Below are 22,417 nucleotides of genomic sequence, written 5' to 3'. Positions count from 1 at the left end.
GTCAGCGGGCGCAAACCGCCTCTGCGGGGCCGTCCGGACAGGAACCCATGCGGAGGCCGAAGCGATCATGAGCACGGCAGACAGCGGCAGCGCGACCGGTGTACGCGTCGAGGTCGAGGACGTCCAGAGCGGGGCGCTGCGCCCGCGGCCCGTCCCCTACGAGGGAAAGTTCATCTTCCTGCGCGTCGACGACCGCCACGCCGGACGTGCCCTGCTGCGGCGGCTGCTGCCGCTGACCTCGGGCGGCCTGCCGAGCGCGGACCGGAGCCGGGATGCCTGGGTGGCTGTGGCGTTCACTTATCAGGGGCTGAGGGCCCTCGGGGTGCCCCAGGAGTCGCTGGACAGTTTCCCGCGGGCGTTCCGCGAGGGCATGGCCGCTCGGGCGGAACTGATCGGCGATGTGGGCGAGAATGCCCCGGCGCACTGGGAGAAACCCTTCGGGACGGGTGACGTCCACATCGCGTTGAGCGCCCTCGCCTCGGATGCGGCACAACTCGACCGGGAACTGGCACGGGCCCGGGTCGCCTACCGGGAAACCCCCGGTGTCCAGGTGATCTGGGAACAGGACGTCCACCAGCTTCCGACCGGACGCACCACCTTCGGTTTCCGGGACGGCATCAGCCATCCCAACATCGAAGGTGTCGGTCTGCCCGGCTCCAATCCGCAGGAAGCCCCCATCAAGGCCGGCGAGTTCATCCTCGGCTACCCCGACGAGACCGGCAATCTCCCGCCCATGCCCAGCCCCGATGTGCTGGGGCGCAACGGGACCTACGTGGCCGTTCGCAAGATTCACACCAACGTGGCGGCCTGGCGCCGGTACCTGCGCGCCAACAGTTCCAACGCCGAGGAGGAAGCCCTCCTGGCGGCGAAAATGGTCGGCCGCTGGCCGAGTGGCGCGCCGCTGACGCTGACGCCGGAGCACGACGACCCGGAGCTGGCCGCGGACCCGCAGCGCGTCAACGACTTCCTGTACCGGGAGAACGACGATCGCGGCTTGCGATGCCCCGCCGGCGCGCACATCCGCCGGAACAATCCCCGCGATGCCACCATCATCGGCGACGCACGGATGCACCGGATCATCCGCCGCGGCACCACCTACGGTCCGCCGCTGCCCGACGGTGTGCTGGAGGACGACGGTGCCGACCGGGGCCTGGTGGGAGTCTTCATCGGGGCCCACATCGAACGGCAGTTCGAGTTCATCAAGTCCGAATGGGTCAACGACGGCAACTTCATCGGCTACCCCGGCGAACAGGACCCGGTGGCCGGCCATCACGACGGAACCGGCAGCGTCACCATTCCCGGCAAACCAGTCCGACGCCGCCTGCGCAACCTGCCCAGCTTCGTGGTCACCCGCGGCGGCGAGTACTGCTTCGTGCCGGGGCTGCGTGCCCTGCGCTGGCTCGCCGAACTGGAGAACTGAAAGGAAGTCCACCCCGAGCTCCGAACGCCCTCTCGAAGGAGAGACCGAAGTCATGGCAGCACAGTTCGTCCCCTACACGCCTGACGTCGAGGTACAGGACCCGGACTTCGACCGGCACGTGCAGACGGTGATCGAGAAGACCGAGAACTACATCGCCGAATCCGTCCAGTCCGGTGGCACCGGACAGGCCCTGCGCGACGCCCACGCCAAAGGCTACGGACTGGTCCGCGGGGAAGTGGAAATCCTGGACGGGCTGCCCCCCGAGTACGCCCAAGGCATCTACGCGACGCCGGGAACCCACGATGCGCTCATCCGCTTCTCCAACGGCTCGCCGCATGCCGGAGCGGACGCGCGACTGGGGGCCGCCACCGGACTGGCCCTGAAGATGTTCGACATCCCCGGCCCGACCCTGCTGGAAGACGAACCGGACACGGGCACCTTCGACTACGCCAACATCAACGGACCGATCTTCTTCTGCAACACGGTCGAGCACTACCTGTTCATCCAGGAATTGTTCTTGAACGCGCCGGCCTACTTCTCCCAGGGCCGCCCCGGCGCGCATCGCTTCTTCACCGAGTTCGTGACCGGCAAGGGAACGCTGGACCAGGACAACTGGGCATGGGACGAGTTCCTGGCCTTCCTCCGCCTGGCGAAGACCCCGCCGGCCAACCTGCTGCTGTCGACCTACTGGACGATGGGTGCGGTCAGGCACGGCGACTACATCGCCAAGGTGCGCATCACCCCCGACCCGGACTGTGCCGCCGCGGTGGTCCGGCGTGCCATCGACCCGTCCTCCGAGCAGGAGGTCTTCCGACCGGCCCTCCAGGCCGAACTGCAGGAGCGGCCGTACGCCTTCGACATCCAGGTCCAGCTCTGCACCGACCTGCAACGCATGCCGGTGGAGGACACCACCGTGGAGTGGCCCGAGAAACTGTCCCCGTCCGTCACCGTGGCCAGGCTGCGGCTCCCGCAGCAGGACATCTCCGGCCCGGAGAACCTGGCGAAGATGGACTCACTGTCCTTCACACCCTGGAGGGTCACCGCCGAGCACGCCCCGCTGGGCAACATCATGCGGGCCCGCAAAGAGGTCTACCGACAATCCTCCATCGCCCGCCACAAGCTCAATCAGCAGGCGCGCACAGAGCCGCGCAGCGCCGACGAGGTGCTCGGCCCGGCTCAATGACACGATGCACCAAACACTGCCGTCAAGGAAAAGGCCAGAGGCCCTGGGGATTGATCCACAGGGCCTCTGGCATGCTGCGCACTCGGCAGGATTCGAACCTGCAACCTTCTGATCCGTAGGATCGGGCAGGCTGTGGGGTGAGGGCCCCGCCTTCCTCCCGGCTGATCGCTGACGGTCGTGATCAACGGTCTCTGTGTGCCGTCGTTGCCGTCAGGGTTGCCGTCAGCGCTGAACGGTGGCACCGGCTAGCGCCGACTCGCAGTGTGCGCAGGACTTCAGGCCCAGCCCGGATGAGAGTTACAAGTTTCTCTACAGGTTCAAGGGCTCGCTGCGCTCGCCGTGCTCCCGGCCTCCTGAACTGCAAGCAGTCTGATGCAGAGATCAGAGGTGCCGCGCACAGCGCGGCAGCGCCGGCCGGTCGGCTCCACGGCAACCTCAGTTAGCGCGACTAGAAGCCCAGAGGACACACCTTTAGGCCGACCGAGCGTGCTTTGCGAATTGCATCTGTGGCGTAGCGGCTCGATTCGTCAAGGTAGTGATTTGCCCTGTCCTCATTCCCCTGTGAGCCCCAATGCACGGCGGTTTCCCACTCCTTCGCGGCGGAGTCAGCCGCGAAGTAGGCATCGTTTATCTCGCCCTGCAGATGCGAGGGCACCTTCACTGCCCCCCAGTCTTTGAGTGCAGCACGTATGATGTCACCGCGGCGTTGCAGGTAGGCCGTGTACGCTTGCTGGTTGTCACCAGGGGGCTCCGGACCCAAGGCATCCAGATCCGACTGGTGCCTCGCACAAGCGCTGTCCGCCTTATCTATGTAAGCGCTCTCGGTGACTCTTTCTTCACCGGTGTCGATCACACTCCAAGCGATAGGGATCGCCGCCAGAACAATTCCGACTACGGCGATAATCGTCGCCTTTTTAGCGTGAGAATCCTGCGAGGGTGGGGAGCTGGTGTCATCCGAACTGTCGCTCAATTTCACTCCCTTGATCCGCGTACTGGCGTGAGCGAACCTAGAGTCCTCAAAAGGATCCCACCAGGTGTCTGCGTTAAGGGGTCGATGCGCGCGGGAGCGCGAGCGGGCAAGAGTGCGCCGTTACTTCAGGTAATCTTTCACTCAAGTCTCACCTATAACTTCTGATTCTCACTTCAGCCATCCGACGCGGCGCTGTGGCACCTCGAGGGCCTTGGCCAGGCACGGGAACGGGCCCGGCTCCGGAGGATTCTCGATCTTGTTCCACCGCACCTTGTTCCACCAGGTCACTGACTGGTCCGATGACATCCAGCGCTGACATCAACGAGGGTGGACGACAGTGCCTGTCGGCACCCACGTACGGCACGACCACGTAACGCAGACCCCACCCACGCTGATGGTCGATCGAACTCCTAAAGCGGGTGTCGCAGGTTCGATCAGCCGAGGTAGGGCCGTTCCCGGTGCTCCAGGAAGTGACGGATCCGGAGCCGCTGCGTGTGGTGCATCGGCAGTTGATCGATTTCCTCCGGCTGGACGAACCGCAGCTCCGTGGACTCGTCCGAGATGGCGAGCCGACCGCCGACTACGCGGGCGGTGAAGCAGACGTTGAACTGTCGGCGCACCTCACCGTCCGAGTAGGCAATGATGTGGCGAGGGTCGGTGTACGTGCCCACGAGCCCGGTGATCTCCACGTCCAGGCCCGTTTCCTCCTTCACCTCCCGGACAGCCGCGCCCGGAAGTGAGTCGGTCATCTCCATGCCGCCGCCAGGGAGCGCCCAAAGGTCGTTGTCCCGCCGACGCTGAAGGAGTACGCGCCCTTCCTCATCGGTAACCACGGCGGACGCGGCGACCACCAAGCTGTTCGGCTTAGGTGCCGCCGGGTCGTCGTAGTACTCGGTCCGTGCCATGGTCAGTCTTTTCCTACCGGCGTCGCGGTCTCCCACACCGCGTCGAAGCTGCTGGCGTAGGTATCGAACATGCCGCCCTCTCCGTTGCGCCGAAGATGCCACACGGGAGCACCGTACGCGTTCACGCCCCAAACATGGGCATTGACCAGCGCCTGGTCATCCGCTCGATAGATCGAGTTGTAGAGCGTGGTGGCATGGGTCCGCACCTCGATGCCGGGTACCTCGGCCAGGGGGCGATAGTGCATAAGGGCGAGTCGGCAGCGGGACTCAATCCCATGGCCGAACCTCTCCTCGCTACCGCGCTGTTGGACGTTCGTGCTGTCCGGGTCGCCGATCGCGATACCCCACCGACGCGGGCAAGCCCCGGCCCTGCGCCTGCGGCAACACCCACGCCGAAGACGCCCCCGAACTCGGCACCCCACTGAACCCATCCACCTACGACTACGCCGGGGCCGTGCTCTGGAACGCGCACGCCGGACAGCTCTGGGCGCGGTTCACCACGTACCTGCGCCGCGCCCTGGCCGAACACCTCGGCATGACGCAGAAGGCGCTGAACACCGCTCTCCGCGTCTCCTTCGCCAAGGTCGCCGAGTACCAAAAACGCGGCCTGGTCCACTTCCACGCCGTGATCCGCTTCGACGGACCCGACGGCCACACCAGCGCGCCCCCGCTCTGGGCCACCTTCGACGCCCTGAAAGCCGCCGTGGGCCTGGCTCGGAAGCGCGCCCGGCTCACCGTCGAGTCGGACGCAATCGGCGAACGAGTCATCGCCTGGGGCTGCCGGTTCAAAGTCGACCCCATCTCGGCCCTGGGCGACGGTGAACTGACCGACGCCAGGGTTGCCGAGTACACAGACGCCAAGGTCGCCGGATACATCGCCAAGTACGCCACCAAGAACGCTGAAGGCGCGGGCACCGTCGACCGCACCTTGATGTGCCGCCCCTGCCAGGGACGCGGCTACGTACGCGGCCCCGACGGCTTCCGCGACCTGTGCGCCGACTGCGACGGCACCGGACAGGCGGAACCCATCAAGGCCCTGCCCGTCCAGCAGCACGTACGGCAGATGATCCGTACCGCCTGGGACCTCGGCCACCTGCCGGAGTTCGCCGAACTCAAGCTCTGGAAGTGGGCCCACATGTTGGGCTTCCGCGGCCACTTCTCCAGCAAATCCCGCGCCTACTCCACCACCCTCGGCGCCCTCCGCGACGTACGCCGCACCTGGCGCAGCGCCCAGGCGGAAGCCGCCCGCGCCCGCGCCGGCCTCCCCGCCACCGACGAGACCACCCTCGTTACCGCCTCCTCCTGGACCTACCTCAGCAGCGGCTACCGCCCCGGCGAAGAGCTCCTGGCCGCCCAAGTCCGCCACGACATAGCCCATGCCCAACGCCTCAAGCAGGAAGGACTGGTGCCCGAATGACGTCGGCCGTCCTCACCGTGGACCAGGTCGCCGAGCGTCTCGGCATCAGCCGTTGGAAGGTCAACGACCTGATCCGCTCCCGCGAACTCGCCTCCTTCGAGATCGGCCGCTGCCGCCGCATCAGCGAAACAGCCGTGGACGCCTACATATCCCTCCGCGCCGAACAGGAAGCCGCCTGATGGCCAAGCCGAAGAAGAACGCCAACAACGAAGGCACCATCTACAAACGGAAGGACGGCCGTTGGGAGGGCAGTGCCTACGTGCTGACGACGGACGGCACGTACAAGCGGCGCAGCGTCTACGGCAAAACCTGGGACGACGCCCACGAGAAGCTCACCAAGCTCAAGGCCGACTCACTCAACGGCCTCCCGGTCGCCACCAGCAAGATGACCATCGCCCAATACCTGACGTACTGGCTGGCGAACGTCGCCAAGGGCAAGGTCCGCCGGACGACCTACGTCAACTACGAGTCGCTCGTCCGCAACTACGTCACGCCCGAGTTCGGCAGGAAGAAGCTGACCCGGCTCACCGCCCGCGACATCCGGGCCTTCCTGACCAAGACGGCGGCAACCTGCCAGTGCTGCGCACAGGGCAAGGACAACAAGCGGCCCGAGCACAAGCGGCGCTGCTGCGCCCTCGGCAAGTGCTGCAAGAAGCTCCCCTCTGACCGGACCGTGCGCTTCCTGCTGGTGATCCTGCGGGCAGCTCTCCAGCACGCCGTACGTGAGGACGAGCTGCCTCGCAACGTGGCCCGGAACGTGGAGCTGAGCATGGGAACGCAGCGCGAGATCGAACCGCTCACCGCCAAGGAAGGGCGTCAGCTCCTGACAGCGGCCCGTGAGAACCGGCTGTGGGCTGCGTACGAGCTGGCTGTCCGCATCGGCCTGCGGCGGGGTGAGGTGCTGGGGCTGCGCTGGTCGGATGTGGATCTCCACGAAGGCGTCCTCACCGTGCGGCAGGCCCTACAGCGGGTCGGCGGCGAACTGCTGATCGTCGCACCGAAGACTCAGCGCTCGGCCCGCCGCGTCGCCCTGCCGGCCGAGTGCGTGACCGCACTCCGTGCGCAGCGTGCTCAGCAGATAGCCGACCGGAAGGCCGCCGGTGCCAACTGGAAAGGAACGGGTCAGGGCCTCGTCTTCACCACAAGGAACGGGACCCCCATCGAGCCGCGCAACCTGAACCGGTCCTTCGAGGCCCTGTGCGCCCGCGCCGCCGTCCGTAAGGTCCGCTTTCATGACCTCCGCCACACCTGCGCGTCCCTGCTCCACGAACAGGGCGCCGACGCCCGAATGATCATGGAAGTCCTGGGTCACAGCTCCATCCGCGTGACCATGGACATCTACACCTTCGTACGGCTCGACTCCCAGCGCTCCGCGTTCGATCGCGTCGGCGACGCGCTGAGGGGTGACGGCAACGGGCCGGACGATGACGACGGCGCGGCCGGTGTCCTCGTAGCCGTTTGATCGAGCCCACACTCACCGGTTAGGTCGAACTGACGGCGCTCCTCGTTCCGACCCAGCGATTCATGGGAAAGGCAGTGGAGGACAGCGCGACAGAAGGGTGGCAGCGTGCAGGCCAGTGTTGGTGACAGGATTCTTGTCCACGGTCGGATCGTGGGGCAGCACGATCGCACCGCAGAGATCATCGAGGTGCTCGGGGCGCATGGGGGACCTCCCTACCGGGTCCGTTTCGAGGACGGGCACGAGACGCTGATGAGTCCAGGCCCGGACACTGTTGTCCGTCCCTTCGGATCCGACGACTAGGCAGCACTCCAACCCGGCGGTTGCCGTCAAACACTGCCGTCAAGGCAAAAGCCAGAGGCCCTGTGGATCGCTCCACAGGGCCTCTGAACTGTTGTGCACTCGGCAGGATTCGAACCTGCAACCTTCTGATCCGTAGTCAGATGCTCTATCCGTTAAGCTACGAGTGCTTGTGTTCTTTTGTTCTTGTCTCCGTTTCGGCCCTTTCGGCCCGTCCCGGCGACAGGAAGAACATTACATGACTGCCGCCGTCATGTGAAATCCGATTCGCACACCCCTTGTGACCTGCGAAAACGTCGATGGAGGCGGAGGAGGAGGACCTAGGGGCGCGGCCGGGGCGGGAACGCCGAAGCCCCGGTCCTGGGGACCGGGGCTTCGGGATCGGTGCGGAGGCGGAGGGATTTGAACCCTCGATGGGCTTTAAGGCCCAAACCGCATTAGCAGTGCGGCGCCATAGACCGGACTAGGCGACGCCTCCAGCACAACCGCTCACACGAGCGCGCGAGTGGTGCGTGCAGATGATGACACAGCCGAGGGGCTTGTCACCAATCGCCCCCCACGGTACTAGGCAGTCGGGTCACAGAGCAAAGGGCTTCGTCCGGCGAGGCGCGCGCAACGTCCGGGGGCCGGAGGCGTTGGGCAGGTCATGGTCTTTCTTCTTCAGCGAGGTCCGGCGCGCGCCGGTGTCCGGCCGGGTCCGGTTCGGGGCGGCGCCGGGCCGGTCCTCGCCGCTGTCTCGGGACTCCTCGCCCTGTCCGCCGTACCCGCCGTAGCCGTCGCCGTACCCGCCGTCGCCGTACCCGCCGTCGCCGCGCCCGCCGGGCCGTCGCCCGTGCGGCCCGGGGACCGGAGCGGCGATCACCTCACCGTCGTCGTGCGGCAGGCCGGATCCGGGCGGGACGGGAGGTACGAGCTGTCCTGCCATCCGGCCGGCGGGAGTCACCCGGACGCGGCGCAGGCCTGCCGGGTGCTGGACGAGCGCACGCGCTGGGGGCAGGATCTCTTCGCTCCGGTGCCGCCCGGTACCCTCTGCACCATGATCTACGGCGGTCCGGCCACCGCCCGGGTGACCGGTACCTGGGCCGGGCGCAGGGTCGACGCCGGCTACGACCGCAGCAACGGGTGCGAGATCGGGCGGTGGGACGGTCTGGTGCCACTGCTGCCGAAGCTGGGCTCGGTGCCCGCCTGAGCGGCCGGCCGGCGAAGGGGCCGGGTGGGTGGCTCAGTGGCGTTCTCCTGGTGGCATCACCGGTCCGGTAAAGGTCCCGCGAAGGTCTCACGGAATCGGAGTGGAGCCGGAGCGGAGCCGGAATGGAGCCGGAGTCGGAAGCGGCGGAGCAGTCTGCCTGCGGCCGGAGGGCGTGGTCGGCGTGTGGTCATGCGTTCGGTGTCACTTCGTCGTGGGACCTCCCTCTCATCCGGCGTCGCGAGCGCAACGCGTGCGCTTAGACTCCCTCGCGTGACACGTCGCGGGCCGGTTGGCAAGATGGCCCGAGCGGTCGGCAAGGTGCGGTAACAGGGAGGAAGGCGTCTCGTGAGCAGCAGGCCATCCCGAGGCGCTGCTCGCCTCGCAGCCATACTCGACGCGCTGCCGGACGCGTTGGTCCTGGTCAACGCCAACGGAACCGTCGTCAACGCGAACACCATCGCGCTGGAGGCCTTCGAGGCGCCGGGCACGGCGCTCGTCGGGCGCGGGTTGCTCGATCTGCTGCCGGAGTTCGACTCGCGGCTCATCCCGGGATCGATGCGGCGGCCCGATCACATGGACCCGCGGGGGCGGACCAAGCCCACGCGGATGATCGCTCGGCGGACCGACGGGACCGAGTTCCCGGTCGAGGTCACGAGCGCGAATCTGGAGAACGGCCAGCAGGCCTACGACGGTTACGGCTACACCGGCGACGAGCTGCTGATGGTCGTCGTACGGGACCTGTCCGGGACCGTCGACACCGAGGCCGAGCTGGCGCGCTCGCAGCGGCAGACCGAGATGATCCTGCGGGCCGCGTCCGAAGGCGTCGTGGGCACCGACACCGAGGGGCGGATCGTCCTCGTCAATCCGGCCGCCGCCCAGATACTGGGTTACCGGGCCGGTGAGCTGGGCGGCAAGGAGCTGCACACGCTCGTGCTGCACTCGCGTGCCGACGGTTCCCCCTTCCCGTACGAGGAGTCCCCGCTCGCCGACACCCTGCGCTCCGGGCGCAAGCACCGGGTGCGCGGGCAGGTGCTGTGGTCCAAGGGGGAGCAGAAGGTCTCCGTCGATCTCACCACCGCTCCTGTGCGCGACGGGGACCAGCTCGTCGGCGCCGTGATGACCTTCACCGACCGGCGGCCGTACGAGGCGCTGGCCGAGGAGAAGGCGGCGCTGGAGAAGGCGCACGCGGAGGAGGTGGAGCGGCTCACCGAGGAGCACGCCTCCGATCTGACCGCGCTGCGCCAGCAGCACGTCACCGAGCTCGAGGAACTGCGCGAGAAGCACGCGGAGGAGCTGGCGTCCGGCGAGGAGCGGTACGCCGCGCTCGCCGAGCGGGAGAAGGACCGGTACGAGGCCCTCGCCGGGCGGCACGAGCAGCTGCTGACCCTGCTCGGGCAGTCGCTGCGCGGGCCCCTGGAGGAGCTGCGGCGCGAGCTGGCCGCGCTGGCCGCCGACGACGCCGGGCAGCTGTGGCCCGAGGCCAATCAGGTGCTCCACCACCTTTCCGCGGGGTACTCGCGGATCACGACGCTGATCGACAACGTCCTCGGCTATCAGCGGCTGGACGCCGGCGCCGAGGACATCACCCGTACGAAGGTGATGCTGGACGCCGTCGTCGCCGCGGGTGTGGACGGGGCCGTCGAGCTGATCGGGCCGGGGCGGGTGCAGTTCGCCGTGCACGCGCCGCCCATCGAGGCCGAGGTGGACCCGCAGCGGCTCGCCACCGCGCTCGCCCATCTCGTGGCGGATGTCGCCGGCGTGGACGCGACCGGCAACTCGCCGGTCTCCGCGGGCGGTTACCTGGACAACACGGTCGTGGTCGCGGCGGCGCAGCGCGGTGAGGTCGCGCGGATCGAGGTGCGCGGGCCGTACGCCGGGGGAGACGCGGTGCACGAACCGATCGTGCGCGGGATCGTACGGGCCCACGGCGGCGTGCTGCAGACCCACGAGGTGCCGGGCATGAGCGGCAGCGCGTATGTGCTGGAAGTGCCGCTCGGCGGGGGCGCCGGGACGGTCGACGGACAGGTGCCGCAGGTCGCTGCGCTCCCGGCCGGGCAGGGTCCGGGCGAGCAGGGGCCGGGCACGCCGGTCTCCGGCGGCGGTGAGCCGGCCGCGGAGGAGTCGGCCGGTGTCGTCGAGCAGTCGGCCGGTGGCGGACGGCGGCGGGCCCGGCGCGCCTCCACGGACGCCTTCCTGGAGAGTGAGGTGCCCGCGGCGGGTCAGGCCGGTGACACGGAGGCGCCCGTGCCGACCGGGCGGCGCCGCAGGCGTGCCGCCGCGCCCGCCGAGGAGACCGGCGCGGTCCCGGTGGCCGAGGGCACGGAGAGCGCGTCCGGCGGTACCGGGCGGCGCCGTGGCCGGCCCGCCGAGAGCAACGGCGGTTCCGGTGCGGCCGTGAGCGAGGGTTCGGTGGTGACGGCTGCCGAGCATGCCGCCGGGGCCGCTGCCTCGGGTACGGGCCTCGGCTCCGCCGTTCCGCCGCAGGGCGTGCCCGCGCCCACGGGCCGACGCGCGCCCCAGGACTCGGGCGCCCCGCAGCCGGCCCTGCCGCCCGCCCTGCCCGCAGCGGCAGGCAGCGGGGCGGCGCCGGGGGCTCCGGCCGTTCCGGGAGCGGAGATCGTTCCGGGTACGCAGGCTGTTGCGGGTACGCAGGCCACTTCGGCTGCGGAGACCGTTCCGGCCGAGGGCGGGCAGCCGACCGGGCGGCGCCGGCGTGCGCTGGCCGCCGCGGCGGAGCGGGCCGCCGCCCAGGAGGCCGGCGCCCGTACGGTCTTCGCCCTGCCTCCGGCCGAGGCCGACCGCTCACCGCAGTCCGCGGACGCGGCGAACGGGGTGGGTACGGTTCCGGCGGCCGGTGGGGTTCCGGGCGTGGGCACGCCTGTGGGACCGGGGGCCGCTGTGCCGGTCGGGCCCGGGGCGGTCGCGCCTGCCGGGCCGGGTGCCGGTCTTGTGGCGGGTGCCGTGGCAGGCGCCGCTCCGGGAGCCGTCGAGGGGCAGCCGCGGATTCCGGGGCAGGGCTCGGGGCACGTGCAGATGCCCACTCAGCAGCCGCTGCCCGTCACGGGGGTACCCGGTGGTGACGGCCGGCACGACGCCGTACCGCTCGACCAGGGCTCGGACCACACCCCGCCGCAGCCGCATCCGACCAGCGCGCCGACCGGTCGCCGCCGCCGGGCCGTGGCCCAGCCGACGGGATCCGGTCAGCCGACGGCCTCCGAGGCGCAGAGCGCACAGCCGGTCTCGGCGCCGACACCTCCCGCACGGACGCCTTCCGTGCCGACACCTCCCGCACCGACCCCTTCCGTGCCGACGCCTCCGGCACAAGCCGCTCCCGGCCAGGCTCTCGCGGGGCAGGCCGGAGCGGGGCAGATGACTCCTCCCCAGGGGGTTCCGGTCGCTCCGGGGCAGGCCGTGCCGCACCCCGCCGGGGCGCCGACTCCCGGTCAGGGTACGCCCGTTCGCGGCCTCCCGGCGCACGGTACGGCCGGACAGGGCATCCCCGTCCAGGCCGGTCCCGCGGCAGCCACGGCGCAGACGCCCGCTCCCGTGCAGGCTGTGCCGGGTGCCCAGGCCGGTGTCTCCGCGCCCGGTCAGCAGCCTGCCGTACCGCATCCCGCCGCGCCCGCGCACGACACCGCCGGCCGGCCCGTGCCGGCCGCCTCCGGACCGGTCCTCCCGGCCCAGCAGCCCGCCCCGGCCTCCCCCACGACTCCGCCCGCCGGTACCCCGAACGGCGGGCCGCTGCCCGCCGCGGCGGGTACCGGACAGGTACCGGCGGCCGTCCAGCCGCCCGGCGTGCCCCAGCAGTGGCCCGGCGCCGATGACACCTCCGGCGCGGGCACACCCGTGGCGCAGACCGGTACGCCGGCCACGGGCACCCCGCTTCCCGCGGAACACGCCGGTGCGCAGGCGCCGCGGGCCGCGCAGCCGTTGCCCGCCGAGGATGCCGCGGTCGACCCGAACTCGACGCAGGGGCGGGCGATCAGTGTCCGCACGCTCGGGCAGGGCGTGCCGTTCTCACGGCAGGCCGCGCAGGTGCAGCAGCCGACGGCGACCCCGCCGCCGCACGCGCCGGGCGGATCCGGCCGGCGGCGCAAGCTGGGCACGCCTCCCGACCCGGCCCAGCGCGCGGAACAGCAGCCGGAGCAGGCGGCCCTGCCGCATCCCCCGGCCGAGCCGACGCCCGCACAGCCCTCGCCCGCACAGCCGTCGCTCGGCGGACAGCCGCTCCCCGCTCAGGCGCAGCCCTCGCTCCCCGGGCAGTCCCTGCTCGCCCCGGGCACCGAGGGCGCCGGGCGGTCGTACGCCATAGGCGCGCCGGACGCGAATGCCGCCGAGGGGCCCGAGCCGCTGGACGGTCCCGGCGGGGCGGTCGAGATCTCGGACGCACCGTTGCCGCAGCCGCTCGACGACGAGCTGCCCCCGGAGCCGCTGGACAACCCGCGCCGGCTGCTGGTGTGGCCCGCGCCGGACGTGACGACCCAGCAGGCGCTGAGCGACCGTGGCTACCGGCCGGTGATCGTGCACTCCCGTGAGGAGGTCGACGCGCAGATCGCGGCGTTCCCGGCCGCGCTGTTCGTGGACCCGCTGACGGGGCCGATCACGCGTACGGCCCTGCAGGCGCTGCGGCAGGCCGCGGTCGCGGCCGAGGTGCCGGTCCTGGTGACGGCCGGACTCGGGCAGGCGACGCGCGAGGCGGCGTACGGCGCCGATCCCGCCGTTCTGCTGAAGGCGCTGGCGCCGCGGGACAGCGAGCAGCATCCGCCGCGAGTGCTGCTCATCGAGGAGCACGCGGAGATCGCGCTGGCGCTGACCGCGACGCTGGAGCGGCGCGGGATGCAGGTGGCGCGGGCCGCGAACGACAACGACGCGGTGACGCTCGCGGGGCAGTTCCGGCCGAACCTCGTGGTGATGGACCTGATGCAGGTGCAGGTGCGGCAGGCCGGCTTCACCGGGATCGTCGACTGGCTCCGCGCGAACGGGCAGCTCAACCGCACCCCGCTGGTCGTCTACACGGCAGCCGTCGACCAGGCCGACCTGCCCCGGCTGGCCTCGGGCGAAACGGTGCTGTTTCTCGCGGAGCGGTCGACCAGCACCGACGTGCAGAGCCGGATCGTGGATCTGCTGGCCAGGATCGGCACGAACTAGGGGGTGTCGGGCGCAGGTCCGGGGGCTTCCCGTATCGGGCGGCCGCGGGGGCGTGGGGGCTGATCGTGCCGTCAGCTGCCTGGTGCTGCCGCCTAGCGCGCCACCAGCCTGCGGGCCGCCTCCTTGACGGAGGCCCGCAGGCGGTCGTGGTCGGTGTCCTCCGCCCCCGTCAGGATGCGCCGCATCTGCGGGACCACCGCCATCCAGTTGGTCAGGGCGGTCAGCAGCAGGAGGAGGTCGCCGGGCGGGAACGCGTCGGTGATCACGCCCCGGGCCTGGCCGTCGGCGACGGCGGCCACCTTCCGGGCGTAGTGCTCCTGGCGGGTCGGCTCGTCGGGCAGCTCGGCGGTGCCGTACTCGATTCCCTCCCAGAACAGCAGGCGCAGCAGCTCGGGGTGGGCGGAGTGGTAGTCGAGCAGGCGGTCGACCCAGCCTTCGATGTCGTCGGGGTCGACGGGGACGGCGGCGGCCAGATCGACCATGCAGGTGCCCAGTACCTGGGTGAACAGCTCCGCCTTGTTGCCGAAGTAGGCGTAGATCAGCTGCTTGTTGGCCTTGGCCTCGGCGGCGATGCGGTCGATGCGGGCGCCCGCGATGCCGTGCCGGGCGAACTCGGCGACCGCCGCCTCGAAGATACGGGCCTTGGTGGCCTCGGGGTCCCTGACTGCTGCCATGGGGACAGGGTAGGGCCAGGCCAGACAGGTAACCAACTATTTGGTTGACGGGAATGAGGGCGGGGTGCACCCTGTTGAGAGTTACCAACCAACGAGTTAGTTGTCAGAGTCGGCTCCAAGGAGTGTCCCCGCTCATGCCGTCAGCCACCAGCACCCGCCCGGAACCCCGGAATCGTCTCCGCGGCCGTGTCCCCGGCCTCGGGCCCGCCGCCGCACCCGGCGCTTCCGGAGGTCCGTTCCTCCTGCTCATCGCCGTCTGTACGGCCGTCACCGCCGCCAACATCTATCTCGCGGCCCCGCTGCTTCCCCTGATCGCCCACGACTTCGGTACGGTCCCCGCGGCCGTGACCTGGATCGCATCCGTGGCCCAGCTCGGCTATGCGGCCGGCCTGCTCTTCTTCGCCCCGCTCGGCGACCGCGTCAACCGGCGCCCGCTCGTCGCCGGCCTGTCCGCGGGCACCGCGGTGGCACTGGTCGCCGCCGCCGCGGCCCCGGGCACCGCCGCCCTCGCCGCCGCCGTGTTCCTGGCCGCCGCCGCGACCGTCGTACCGCAGCTGCTGGTCCCGCTGGTCGCCGAGCGGGCCCCCGCGGACCGGCGCGCCCGGCATGTCGCGGCCGTCATCGCCGGGCTGTTCACCGGGATCGTGGCCGCCCGTGTCGTCGGCGGCCTGGCCGGACAGGTCTTCGGCTGGCGCTGGGTGTTCGCCGGGTCCGCCGTACTGACCCTCGCACTGGGTCTGGCCACCGCCCTGGCCCTGCCCTCGGAGCGGCGGACGCGGCAGGGCGGGCTGTTCTCCGGACTGGCCGAGCTGCCGGGACTGCTGCGCCGCTCGCCCGCCCTGTGGCGGGCGTGCCTCAGGCAGGCGGGCATGTTCGGCGCCTGGAGCGCACTGTGGACGTCGCTGGCCCTGCTGCTGACCGGCCCCTCCTACGGCCTGTCCACGGCGACCGCCGGGCTCTTCGGCCTCTTCGGACTGACCGCCAGCGCGGTGGCGCCGCTGGCGGGGGATCTGGTCGACCGCTTCGGTGCGGCACGGGTCGTCGGCACCGCGTATCTGCTCGCGGCCGTGGCCGTGCCGCTGTTCTGGCTCGGCGGACACGTCCTGGTCGCGCTGTTCGCCGCCGCGATCGCCGTCCATGCGGCGCTGGTCGCCTCGCACGTCGCCAACCAGACCCTCGCCCTGACGACGACGTCCACCCCGGCCACCGCCAACACCGCCTACGTCGTCTCCGGCTTCGCCGGCGGCGCCCTCGCCTCGGCCGTAGCGGGCCCCGCCTTCGGCCACTGGGGCTGGACCGGGGTGTGCACGGTGGCCGGTCTGTGGCTGCTGCTGGGCTGGGCGACCACGCTGCGGCGCGGGTGAGGGCACGGCAGCGCCGGCCGCCTGCCGCAGCCCATCAGAGGGATGCGGCAGGGCGGGGCCGCACGGCCGGCGCTGCAAGGCCGGCCGTACACCGAGAACCGACGCCGTACGGCGGGTGCCACACCGCTGCCGCACCACGAGTGCCACACCAGCCGGCGCCCTACGGCGAGGGCCGTTTCCCGGTCAGAGGTGGGTGACGTCCAGGTGGCCGTCCGCGTACTGCCTGCGCAGCACCTTCTTGTCGAACTTGCCCACGCTCGTCTTGGGCACCGTCTCGACGACCGTCCAGCGCTCGGGCAGCTGCCACCTGGCGATGCGGCCCTCCTCGGCGAGGAAGGCGCGCAGGGTCGCGAAGTCGGCGGTGGCGCCTTCCCGCAGGACGACCGTGGCCAGCGGGCGCTCGCCCCACTTCTCGTCGGGCACGGCGACCACCGCGGCCTCGGCGACGTCCGGGTGGGACATCAGCGCGTTCTCCAGCTCCACCGAGGAGATCCACTCGCCGCCGGACTTGATGACGTCCTTGGCGCGGTCGGTGAGGGTGAGGAACCCGTCGGGGGAGATGGTCCCGACGTCACCCGTCTTCAGCCAGCCGTCCTTGCTGAACTTGTCGGCGGGGCGGAGGGGTTCGGCGCCGGGGCCGTTGTAGTAGGCCCCCGCGATCCACGGGCCGCGCACCTCCAGCTCGCCCGCCGACTCGCCGTCCCAGGGCAGGCGTTCGCCGCCGGGGCCGATGAGGCGGCCCTCGACGCCGGCCGGGAAGCGGCCCTGGGTGAGGCGGTAGGCGAACTCCTCCTCGGTGCCGACCGCGTGGGCCGGCGGGCGGGCCACCGTGCCCAGCGGCGAGGTCTCCGTCATGCCCCAGGCGTGACAGACCCGCATGCCGAGCTTGTCGAAGGCCTCCATGAGGGAGGGCGGACAGGCGGCACCGCCGATGGTGACCTGGGTGAGGGACGTCACGTCCCGGGGGCGCGCGGTGAGTTCGGCGAGCAGGCCCTGCCAGATGGTCGGGACGGCAGCCGCGTGGGTGGGCCTCTCGCATTCGATCATCTCGGCGAGCGGTGCGGGCTGCAGGAAACGGTCCGGCATCAGCATGTTCACGCCGGTCATGAAGGTGGCGTGCGGCAGGCCCCAGGCGTTGACGTGGAACTGGGGGACGACGACCAGTGAGGTGTCCTGGTCGGTCAGGCCCATCGACTGGGTCATGTTGACCTGCATGGAGTGCAGGTAGATCGAACGGTGGCTGTACACCACGCCCTTCGGGTCCCCCGTCGTGCCGGAGGTGTAGCACATGGCGGCTGCCTGGCGTTCGTCCAGCTCCGGCCAGTCGTACGTGGTCGGCCGGCCCGCGATCAGCTCCTCGTACTCGTGCACCCGCGCGGTGGCGCCCGCGAGCGGCGTACGGTCGCCGGGGCCGGACACGACGATGTGCTCCACCGTCGGCAGCTCGGTCAGCAGCGGCGCGAGCAGCGGGATCAGGGAGCCGTTGACGATGACGACCTTGTCGGCCGCGTGGTTGACGATCCACACCAGCTGCTCGGCGGGCAGTCGCAGATTGAGCGTGTGCAGCACCGCGCCCATGGACGGGACCGCGAAGTACGCCTCGACGTGCTCGGCGTTGTTCCACATCAGGGTCGCCACCCGGTCGTCGCCCCGGACGCCGAGTTCGTCCCGCAGGGCGTTCGCCAGCTGCACGGCACGCGTACCTGCCTCGGCGAAACTGCGCCGCTGCGGCTCGGCCTCACCGGTCCAGGTGGTGATCTGGGACCGCCCGTGCACCAGCGTCCCGTGTACGAGGATGCGGGTGACGGTCAGCGGTACGTCCTGCATGGTGCTCAGCACGGAGTCCTCCCGGGGCGGCGTTGCCTACGCGGTGGTAGAGGTAGCGCTGATTGTGCTCACATACCGCGCGGTATGTCACTAGGGGATGGGTCACCGGGGGAGGAAAACGGAAGGAAAATCCGGCTAGCGGACCAGTTCCAGTTCGGGGTCCTCGCGCAGTTTGCCGAGCGCACGGGACACCGCCGACTTCACCGTGCCCACCGACACCCCGAGCACCTCGGCGGTCTGGGCCTCGCTGAGGTCCTCGTAGTAGCGCAGGACGACCATCGCCCGCTGTCGCGCCGGCAGCCTCATGACCGCCTGCCACATGGCGTCATGCAGCGCCTGCCGCTCGGCCGGATCGCCGTCGCCGGGCACGGGCTCCGGCTCGGGCAGCTCGTCGCAGCTGAACTCGTCCACTCTGCGCTTGCGCCACTGCGAGGTCCGGGTGTTCAGCAGCGCCCTGCGCACATAGCCGTCGAGCGCCCGGTGGTCCTCGATCCGCTCCCACGCCACATAGGTCTTGGTGAGCGCGGTCTGCAGCAGGTCCTCGGCGTCGCTCAGGTTCGCGGTCAGCGAGCGGGCGGTGCGCAGCAGGACCGGCTGGCGGGCTCGCACGTACGACGCGAACGACGGGTAGGCCGGAGTCTCCCCGCCCGGCCTGAGCCGTGCGTGCGGGAGGGTCTGCCGCCTTGGTGCGGCGGCGGCCGAGGCGCTGGTGCAGACGGGTGTGGTCATGGCTCCACGCTAGGAGCGGGTCCCCCTGCTGCGGATCGCCCGCAGGTCCCGAAGCGGAGTCCGCCTCAGGTTGTAGGGGTGGGGCCGGCCCCACCTCCTGAAGGTGGACGGCGGATGCACCCGCTCTACGGGTACGACCCTGACTCCGCACCGATCAGCCCTGGCTCCGCCCGACGGGCCGACCCTGACACGGGGCGGGCCGTGGACACCGGTCAGCGGGCCACCCGTGCAGGTGACGGACGCCGGTCTGCGTGCTTCCGTGCGGGTCCCGGCCCTCGGATCAGTCGTCTGCCGTCAGGATCAACCCCGACGTCGGTACTCCCGTGCCGGCCGTCACCAGGGTCCGGGTCGCTCCCGGTATCTGGTTCACGGCCGTGCCCCGCAGCTGGCGTACCGCCTCCGCGATGCCGTTCATGCCGTGCAGGTACGCCTCCCCGAGCTGGCCCCCGTGCGTGTTGAGCGGCAGCCGCTCCTCGGCCACGAAGCCGGCCGCCTCCCCCTTCCCGCAGAACCCGAACTCCTCCAGCTGCATCAGCACGAACGGTGTGAAGTGGTCGTACAGGATCCCCACATCGATGTCGGCCGGGCCGAGACCCGAGCTGCGCCACAGCCGGCGGGCCACCCCGGCAGTCTCCGGCAGGCCGGTCAGATCGTCCCGGTAGAAGCTGGTCATCTGCTCCTGCGCCCGGCCCGCGCCCTGGGCGGCCGCCGCGATCACGGCGGGCGAGTGCGGCAGGTCCCGGGCCCGCTCCAGGGACGTGACGACGATCGCCTGTCCGCCGTCGGTCTCCTGGCAGCAGTCCAGCAGCCGCAGCGGCTCCACGATCCAGCGGGAGGCCGCGTGGTCGGCGAGCGTGATCGGGCGGCCGTGGAAGTACGCCGCCGGGTTCGTCGCCGCGTACCTGCGGTCCACCACGGCCACATGACCGAACACCTCCGGCGTCAGCCCGTACGTGTGCAGATACCGCTGGGCCGCCATCGCCACCCAGGAGGCCGGCGTGAGCAGCCCGAACGGCAGCACCCAGCCGAGCGCCACGCCCTCCGCCGAGGGCTCCCGGTGCTGTACGCCCGCGCCGAACCTGCGGCCCGACCGCTCGTTGAAGGCGCGGTAGCAGACCACCACCTCCGCCACGCCCGCCGCCACCGCGAGCGCCGCCTGCAGAACCGTCGCGCAGGCCGCACCGCCGCCGTAGTGGACCCGGGAGAAGAAGGAGAGCTCGCCCATCCCGCAGGCCTGGGCCACCGTGATCTCCGGGTTGGTGTCCATGGTGAACGTCACCATCCCGTCCACGTCCGCCGGCGCCAGCCCCGCGTCGTCCAGCGCGGCCCGCACCGCCTCCACGGCCAGCCGCAGCTCACTGCGCCCGGAGTCCTTGGAGAACTCGGTGGCCCCGATGCCGACGACCGCGGCGCGTCCGGCCAGGGTGTCGCGGCTGCGCACGCTCATCGGCGGCCCTCCGGGACCGTGACCGTCACCGTGCCCGTCACATGTCTGCCGAGGGCGTTGGCGCCGACGACCCGTACGGTGGCGGTGTCGCCGTCGACCGCCTCGACCGTGCCCGTCAACACCATCGTGTCTCCCGGATAGTTGGGCGCCCCCAGCCTGATGGCGACCTTGCGGAGCACCGCCGTCGGGCCGAAGTGGTCCGTGATGTACCTGCCGACCAGACCGTTCGTCGTCAGGATGTTCATGAAGACGTCCGGCGAGCCCTTCTGCCTGGCGAGCTCTGCGTCGTGGTGGACGTCCTGGTAGTCCCGCGAGGCGATCGCCCCCGCCACGATCAGCGTCCGCGTGACCGGGATCTCCAGCGGGGGCAGTTCCTCCCCGGCCCTCACCGTTCCACCACCCGGAACACCGGCACCGTCAACTCCTCGTCGCAGGACTGGAATTCGAGCCGCACGGGCAGCCCGATGCGCACCTTGTCGTACGGCACCCCCACCACGTTGCTCACCATCCGCACCCCCTCGGCGAGCTCGATCAGGCCGACCACGTACGGGGGCCGGAAGGCCGGAAAGGGCGGGTGGTGCATCACCACGTACGAGTGGACCGTCCCCTCCCCGCTCGCCTCGACGGTGTCCCAGTCGAGGCAGCCGCAGGCGTTGCAGCCCGGCAGCCAGGGGTGGCGCAGGGTGCCGCAGCCCGTGCAGCGCTGGATCAGGAGCCGGCGGGCGGTCACCCCCTCCCAGAAGCCCGCGTTGTCCCGGTTGACCACCGGGCGGGGACGCGGGGCCGGGCGTTCCCGGCGGGCCGGGGCGTACTTGAGGATGCGGAAGCGGTGCGTGCCCACGAGGTCGCCGCCGACCCGGACGTCCGTGCGGGTCGTGACGAAGTACCCGGTGCCGAGCTTCGTCGTCTTGCGGTCGGAGACCGACTCGATCACCGAGTCGAACGTGACCCGGTCGCCCGGGCGCAGGGGCCGTAGGTACTCCTGCTCGCAGTCGGTGGCCACCACCGACGTACAGCCCGAGGCGTCGAGGAGGGCCAGCAGCTCGTCGTAGGCGCCGGTGCGGCCCTCGTGTCCGGACAGGCCGCCCATCGTCCAGGCCTGGAGCATGGTGGGCGGGGCGACGGCGTCCGGGCCGGAGTAGGCCGGGTTGGCATCGCCCATGGCCTCGCACCAGTGCCGGATCATCGGCGCGTTCACCGGGTCCTTGCCCTCCCCGGCGACGGCGGCCGGCCGGCCCTCGTACGCCTTGAGCCGGGCACCGAGCAGGTCGGACACCACGTCTGCCGTGCTCACAGCCGCCCCCTCGTCATCCCGAGCCGCATCACCGCGACCCCGGTTTCTGACTGTCCGTCAGATACTGGCGGGTGTCAAGGTCCGGAAAACGCCTGCGCGGCGGCACCGAAGCGCGTTCCTTCGCACATCGGGCCAATTTCTCCTCGTCCGGCGCGCCACCGCGACCCCCCTTCCCTTTTTCGAACATGCGTACGAACATGGAGGCATGGCCACCACCGACCGGCAGGCCACGACGCTGGCCCTCGCACACGCCCTGTCAGCCGCCGACCGCGGCCTGGCCGTCATCCCCCTGTCCCGGACGAAGCTCCCGGCCCTGCGCTCCCCCCACCACGACGACCCCGGCCCGGCCGGAGCCCGCTGCCACGGCGAGTGCGGCCGTTTCGGGCACGGCGTGTACGACGCCTCGACCGACCCGGTCCGCATCCGCGAGCTGTTCGCCGCCGCGCCCTGGGCCACCGGCTACGGCATCGCCTGCGGCCTGCCGCCGTACCATCTGATCGGCGTCGACCTGGACACCAAGTCCGGCACCGACTCCCCGACCGCGCTGCGCGAACTGGCCCTGCGCCACCTGTTCACCATTCCGGAGACGGTCGTCGTACGCACGCCGAGCGGCGGGCGGCACCTGTGGCTCACCGGCCCGCCCGACGTCGTCGTACCGAACTCCGCCGGCCGTCTCGCCCCCGGCATCGACATCCGCGGCGCCGGCGGCTACCTCGTGGGCCCCGGCTCCCGTACCGACCACGGCGTGTACACGACCACCCCAGCCACCGCACACCTGGCCCCGGCCCCCTGTCCGCCCTCCCTGCTGCGCCTGCTCGTGCCCCCGCCCCGGCCCCCGCACCCGGGCCCGCCCGCCCCCGGCGACCACGGCCGCGGGCTGGTCCAGTTCGTCCTCTCCGCGCACGAGGGCCAGCGCAACACCCGTCTGTTCTGGGCGGCCTGCCGCGCCTACGAGAACGGCATCGGCCCCGCCCTGGTCGACCCGTTGACCGAGGCGGCCCGGGGCACCGGCCTGTCGGAACGCGAGGCCCGGGCGACGATCGCCTCGGCGGCACGGATGACGGGGCACCGGCCGTGACCACGGGGAAGAC

17 protein-coding genes, 2 tRNA genes and 2 pseudogenes are annotated in these 22,417 nt (G+C 71.0%); 10 read left to right on the top strand and 11 right to left on the bottom strand.

Annotated elements, in window-relative coordinates:
• Positions 1-67 precede the first annotated feature (67 nt).
• The gene (locus ACIGXP_RS11955; RefSeq protein ID WP_399767035.1) at positions 68-1,420 is read left to right on the top strand and encodes a Dyp-type peroxidase; all 1,353 of its coding nucleotides are present in this window, start codon (positions 68-70) and stop codon (positions 1,418-1,420) included.
• Positions 1,421-1,472: 52 nt separating this feature from the next.
• On the top strand, positions 1,473-2,603 hold the full coding sequence (locus ACIGXP_RS11950) for a catalase family protein (RefSeq protein WP_399767032.1): 1,131 nt from the start codon (positions 1,473-1,475) through the stop codon (positions 2,601-2,603).
• Positions 2,604-3,051: 448 nt separating this feature from the next.
• Here ACIGXP_RS11950 and ACIGXP_RS11945 read toward each other — a convergent pair whose 3' ends face one another.
• The 3 genes and pseudogenes from ACIGXP_RS11945 to ACIGXP_RS11935 form a co-directional block, all read right to left on the bottom strand.
• Positions 3,052-3,573: a hypothetical protein gene (locus tag ACIGXP_RS11945; protein WP_399767029.1), complete on the bottom strand. Its 522-nt coding sequence runs from the start codon at positions 3,571-3,573 to the stop codon at positions 3,052-3,054.
• Between the two features lie 434 nt (positions 3,574-4,007).
• Entirely contained in the window at positions 4,008-4,478 is a 471-nt protein-coding gene (locus ACIGXP_RS11940; protein WP_399767026.1) for an NUDIX domain-containing protein, read from the bottom strand.
• A 2-nt stretch (positions 4,479-4,480) separates the two neighbouring features.
• A pseudogene (locus ACIGXP_RS11935) lies at positions 4,481-4,819 on the bottom strand (XRE family transcriptional regulator); the annotation flags it as partial.
• Here ACIGXP_RS11935 and ACIGXP_RS11930 point away from each other — a divergent pair.
• The 4 genes and pseudogenes from ACIGXP_RS11930 to ACIGXP_RS11915 all read left to right on the top strand — a co-directional run.
• Positions 4,813-5,895 (top strand): annotated as a pseudogene (locus ACIGXP_RS11930) (replication initiator); the annotation flags it as partial. The pseudogenes ACIGXP_RS11935 and ACIGXP_RS11930 overlap by 7 nt on opposite strands.
• Entirely contained in the window at positions 5,892-6,074 is a 183-nt protein-coding gene (locus ACIGXP_RS11925) for an excisionase family DNA-binding protein (RefSeq protein WP_399767023.1), read from the top strand. The pseudogene ACIGXP_RS11930 and the gene ACIGXP_RS11925, both read left to right, overlap by 4 nt.
• Positions 6,074-7,357 carry a tyrosine recombinase XerC gene (xerC, locus tag ACIGXP_RS11920; protein WP_399767020.1) on the top strand — a complete coding sequence of 428 codons (1,284 nt, stop codon included), beginning with the start codon at positions 6,074-6,076 and terminating at the stop codon, positions 7,355-7,357. Before ACIGXP_RS11925 ends, xerC begins: the two co-directional genes overlap by 1 nt.
• 105 nt (positions 7,358-7,462) lie before the next feature.
• Positions 7,463-7,657 carry a DUF1918 domain-containing protein gene (locus ACIGXP_RS11915; RefSeq protein ID WP_399073671.1) on the top strand — a complete coding sequence of 65 codons (195 nt, stop codon included), beginning with the start codon at positions 7,463-7,465 and terminating at the stop codon, positions 7,655-7,657.
• A gap of 94 nt (positions 7,658-7,751) precedes the next feature.
• Here ACIGXP_RS11915 and ACIGXP_RS11910 read toward each other — a convergent pair.
• Positions 7,752-7,824 (bottom strand) — tRNA-Arg (locus ACIGXP_RS11910).
• A gap of 217 nt (positions 7,825-8,041) precedes the next feature.
• Positions 8,042-8,132, bottom strand: a tRNA-Ser gene (locus tag ACIGXP_RS11905).
• A gap of 168 nt (positions 8,133-8,300) precedes the next feature.
• Between ACIGXP_RS11905 and ACIGXP_RS11900 the strand changes: the two genes are divergently transcribed.
• Both ACIGXP_RS11900 and ACIGXP_RS11895 read left to right on the top strand, forming a co-directional pair.
• Positions 8,301-8,843 (top strand): SSI family serine proteinase inhibitor, encoded by a 543-nt coding sequence (locus ACIGXP_RS11900; protein ID WP_399767016.1) that lies wholly within the window; start codon positions 8,301-8,303, stop codon positions 8,841-8,843.
• 345 nt (positions 8,844-9,188) lie between these two features.
• The gene (locus tag ACIGXP_RS11895) at positions 9,189-13,991 is read left to right on the top strand and encodes a PAS domain-containing protein (RefSeq protein WP_399767013.1); all 4,803 of its coding nucleotides are present in this window, start codon (positions 9,189-9,191) and stop codon (positions 13,989-13,991) included.
• A 92-nt stretch (positions 13,992-14,083) separates the two neighbouring features.
• Here ACIGXP_RS11895 and ACIGXP_RS11890 read toward each other — a convergent pair whose 3' ends face one another.
• A complete protein-coding gene (locus ACIGXP_RS11890; protein ID WP_363216380.1) occupies positions 14,084-14,665 on the bottom strand; it encodes a TetR family transcriptional regulator in 582 nt (193 codons plus the stop codon).
• Positions 14,666-14,799: 134 nt separating this feature from the next.
• On the opposite strand from ACIGXP_RS11890, the gene ACIGXP_RS11885 reads away from it, so the two are divergent.
• Entirely contained in the window at positions 14,800-16,029 is a 1,230-nt protein-coding gene (locus ACIGXP_RS11885; RefSeq protein ID WP_399767009.1) for an MFS transporter, read from the top strand.
• Positions 16,030-16,212: 183 nt separating this feature from the next.
• On the opposite strand, the gene ACIGXP_RS11880 is transcribed toward ACIGXP_RS11885, so the two are convergent.
• The 5 genes from ACIGXP_RS11880 to ACIGXP_RS11860 all read right to left on the bottom strand — a co-directional run bounded on the left by ACIGXP_RS11880 (position 16,213) and on the right by ACIGXP_RS11860 (position 21,326).
• Complete coding sequence (locus ACIGXP_RS11880) at positions 16,213-17,868, bottom strand: long-chain fatty acid--CoA ligase (RefSeq protein ID WP_399767006.1); 1,656 nt, start codon at positions 17,866-17,868, stop codon at positions 16,213-16,215.
• Between the two features lie 123 nt (positions 17,869-17,991).
• The gene (locus ACIGXP_RS11875; protein ID WP_363216377.1) at positions 17,992-18,585 is read right to left on the bottom strand and encodes a SigE family RNA polymerase sigma factor; all 594 of its coding nucleotides are present in this window, start codon (positions 18,583-18,585) and stop codon (positions 17,992-17,994) included.
• A 280-nt stretch (positions 18,586-18,865) separates the two neighbouring features.
• Entirely contained in the window at positions 18,866-20,032 is a 1,167-nt protein-coding gene (locus tag ACIGXP_RS11870) for a lipid-transfer protein (RefSeq protein ID WP_399767002.1), read from the bottom strand.
• Positions 20,029-20,421: a MaoC family dehydratase gene (locus ACIGXP_RS11865; RefSeq protein WP_363216375.1), complete on the bottom strand. Its 393-nt coding sequence runs from the start codon at positions 20,419-20,421 to the stop codon at positions 20,029-20,031. Before ACIGXP_RS11865 ends, ACIGXP_RS11870 begins: the two co-directional genes overlap by 4 nt.
• Positions 20,418-21,326, bottom strand: coding sequence for a bifunctional MaoC family dehydratase N-terminal/OB-fold nucleic acid binding domain-containing protein (locus ACIGXP_RS11860; protein WP_363216374.1), 909 nt, complete (start codon positions 21,324-21,326; stop codon positions 20,418-20,420). Before ACIGXP_RS11860 ends, ACIGXP_RS11865 begins: the two co-directional genes overlap by 4 nt.
• Before the next feature lie 205 nt (positions 21,327-21,531).
• Here ACIGXP_RS11860 and ACIGXP_RS11855 point away from each other — a divergent pair, with 205 nt between their 5' ends.
• Positions 21,532-22,404 carry a bifunctional DNA primase/polymerase gene (locus tag ACIGXP_RS11855; protein WP_363216373.1) on the top strand — a complete coding sequence of 291 codons (873 nt, stop codon included), beginning with the start codon at positions 21,532-21,534 and terminating at the stop codon, positions 22,402-22,404.
• Positions 22,405-22,417 lie beyond the last annotated feature (13 nt).

This window comes from Streptomyces sp. NPDC053069, assembly GCF_044546895.1.
In the GTDB taxonomy this organism is placed as follows: Bacteria; Actinomycetota; Actinomycetes; order Streptomycetales; family Streptomycetaceae; genus Streptomyces.
The sequence above is the reverse complement of the archived record's forward strand: the minus strand, read 5'-3'. Positions and strand labels throughout refer to the sequence as shown.

Excerpts from the sequence above, each read along its gene's own strand:
- ACIGXP_RS11955 (WP_399767035.1), top strand. The coding sequence starts at position 68 with ATGAGCACGGCAGACAGCGGCAGCGCGACCGGTGTACGCGTCGAGGTC.
- ACIGXP_RS11950 (WP_399767032.1), top strand. The coding sequence starts at position 1,473 with ATGGCAGCACAGTTCGTCCCCTACACGCCTGACGTCGAGGTACAGGAC.
- ACIGXP_RS11940 (WP_399767026.1), bottom strand. The coding sequence starts at position 4,478 with ATGGCACGGACCGAGTACTACGACGACCCGGCGGCACCTAAGCCGAAC.
- ACIGXP_RS11925 (WP_399767023.1), top strand. The coding sequence starts at position 5,892 with ATGACGTCGGCCGTCCTCACCGTGGACCAGGTCGCCGAGCGTCTCGGC.
- xerC (WP_399767020.1), top strand. The coding sequence starts at position 6,074 with ATGGCCAAGCCGAAGAAGAACGCCAACAACGAAGGCACCATCTACAAA.
- ACIGXP_RS11900 (WP_399767016.1), top strand. The coding sequence starts at position 8,301 with ATGGTCTTTCTTCTTCAGCGAGGTCCGGCGCGCGCCGGTGTCCGGCCG.
- ACIGXP_RS11890 (WP_363216380.1), bottom strand. The coding sequence starts at position 14,665 with ATGGCAGCAGTCAGGGACCCCGAGGCCACCAAGGCCCGTATCTTCGAG.
- ACIGXP_RS11885 (WP_399767009.1), top strand. The coding sequence starts at position 14,800 with ATGCCGTCAGCCACCAGCACCCGCCCGGAACCCCGGAATCGTCTCCGC.
- ACIGXP_RS11875 (WP_363216377.1), bottom strand. The coding sequence starts at position 18,585 with ATGACCACACCCGTCTGCACCAGCGCCTCGGCCGCCGCCGCACCAAGG.
- ACIGXP_RS11870 (WP_399767002.1), bottom strand. The coding sequence starts at position 20,032 with ATGAGCGTGCGCAGCCGCGACACCCTGGCCGGACGCGCCGCGGTCGTC.
- ACIGXP_RS11855 (WP_363216373.1), top strand. The coding sequence starts at position 21,532 with ATGGCCACCACCGACCGGCAGGCCACGACGCTGGCCCTCGCACACGCC.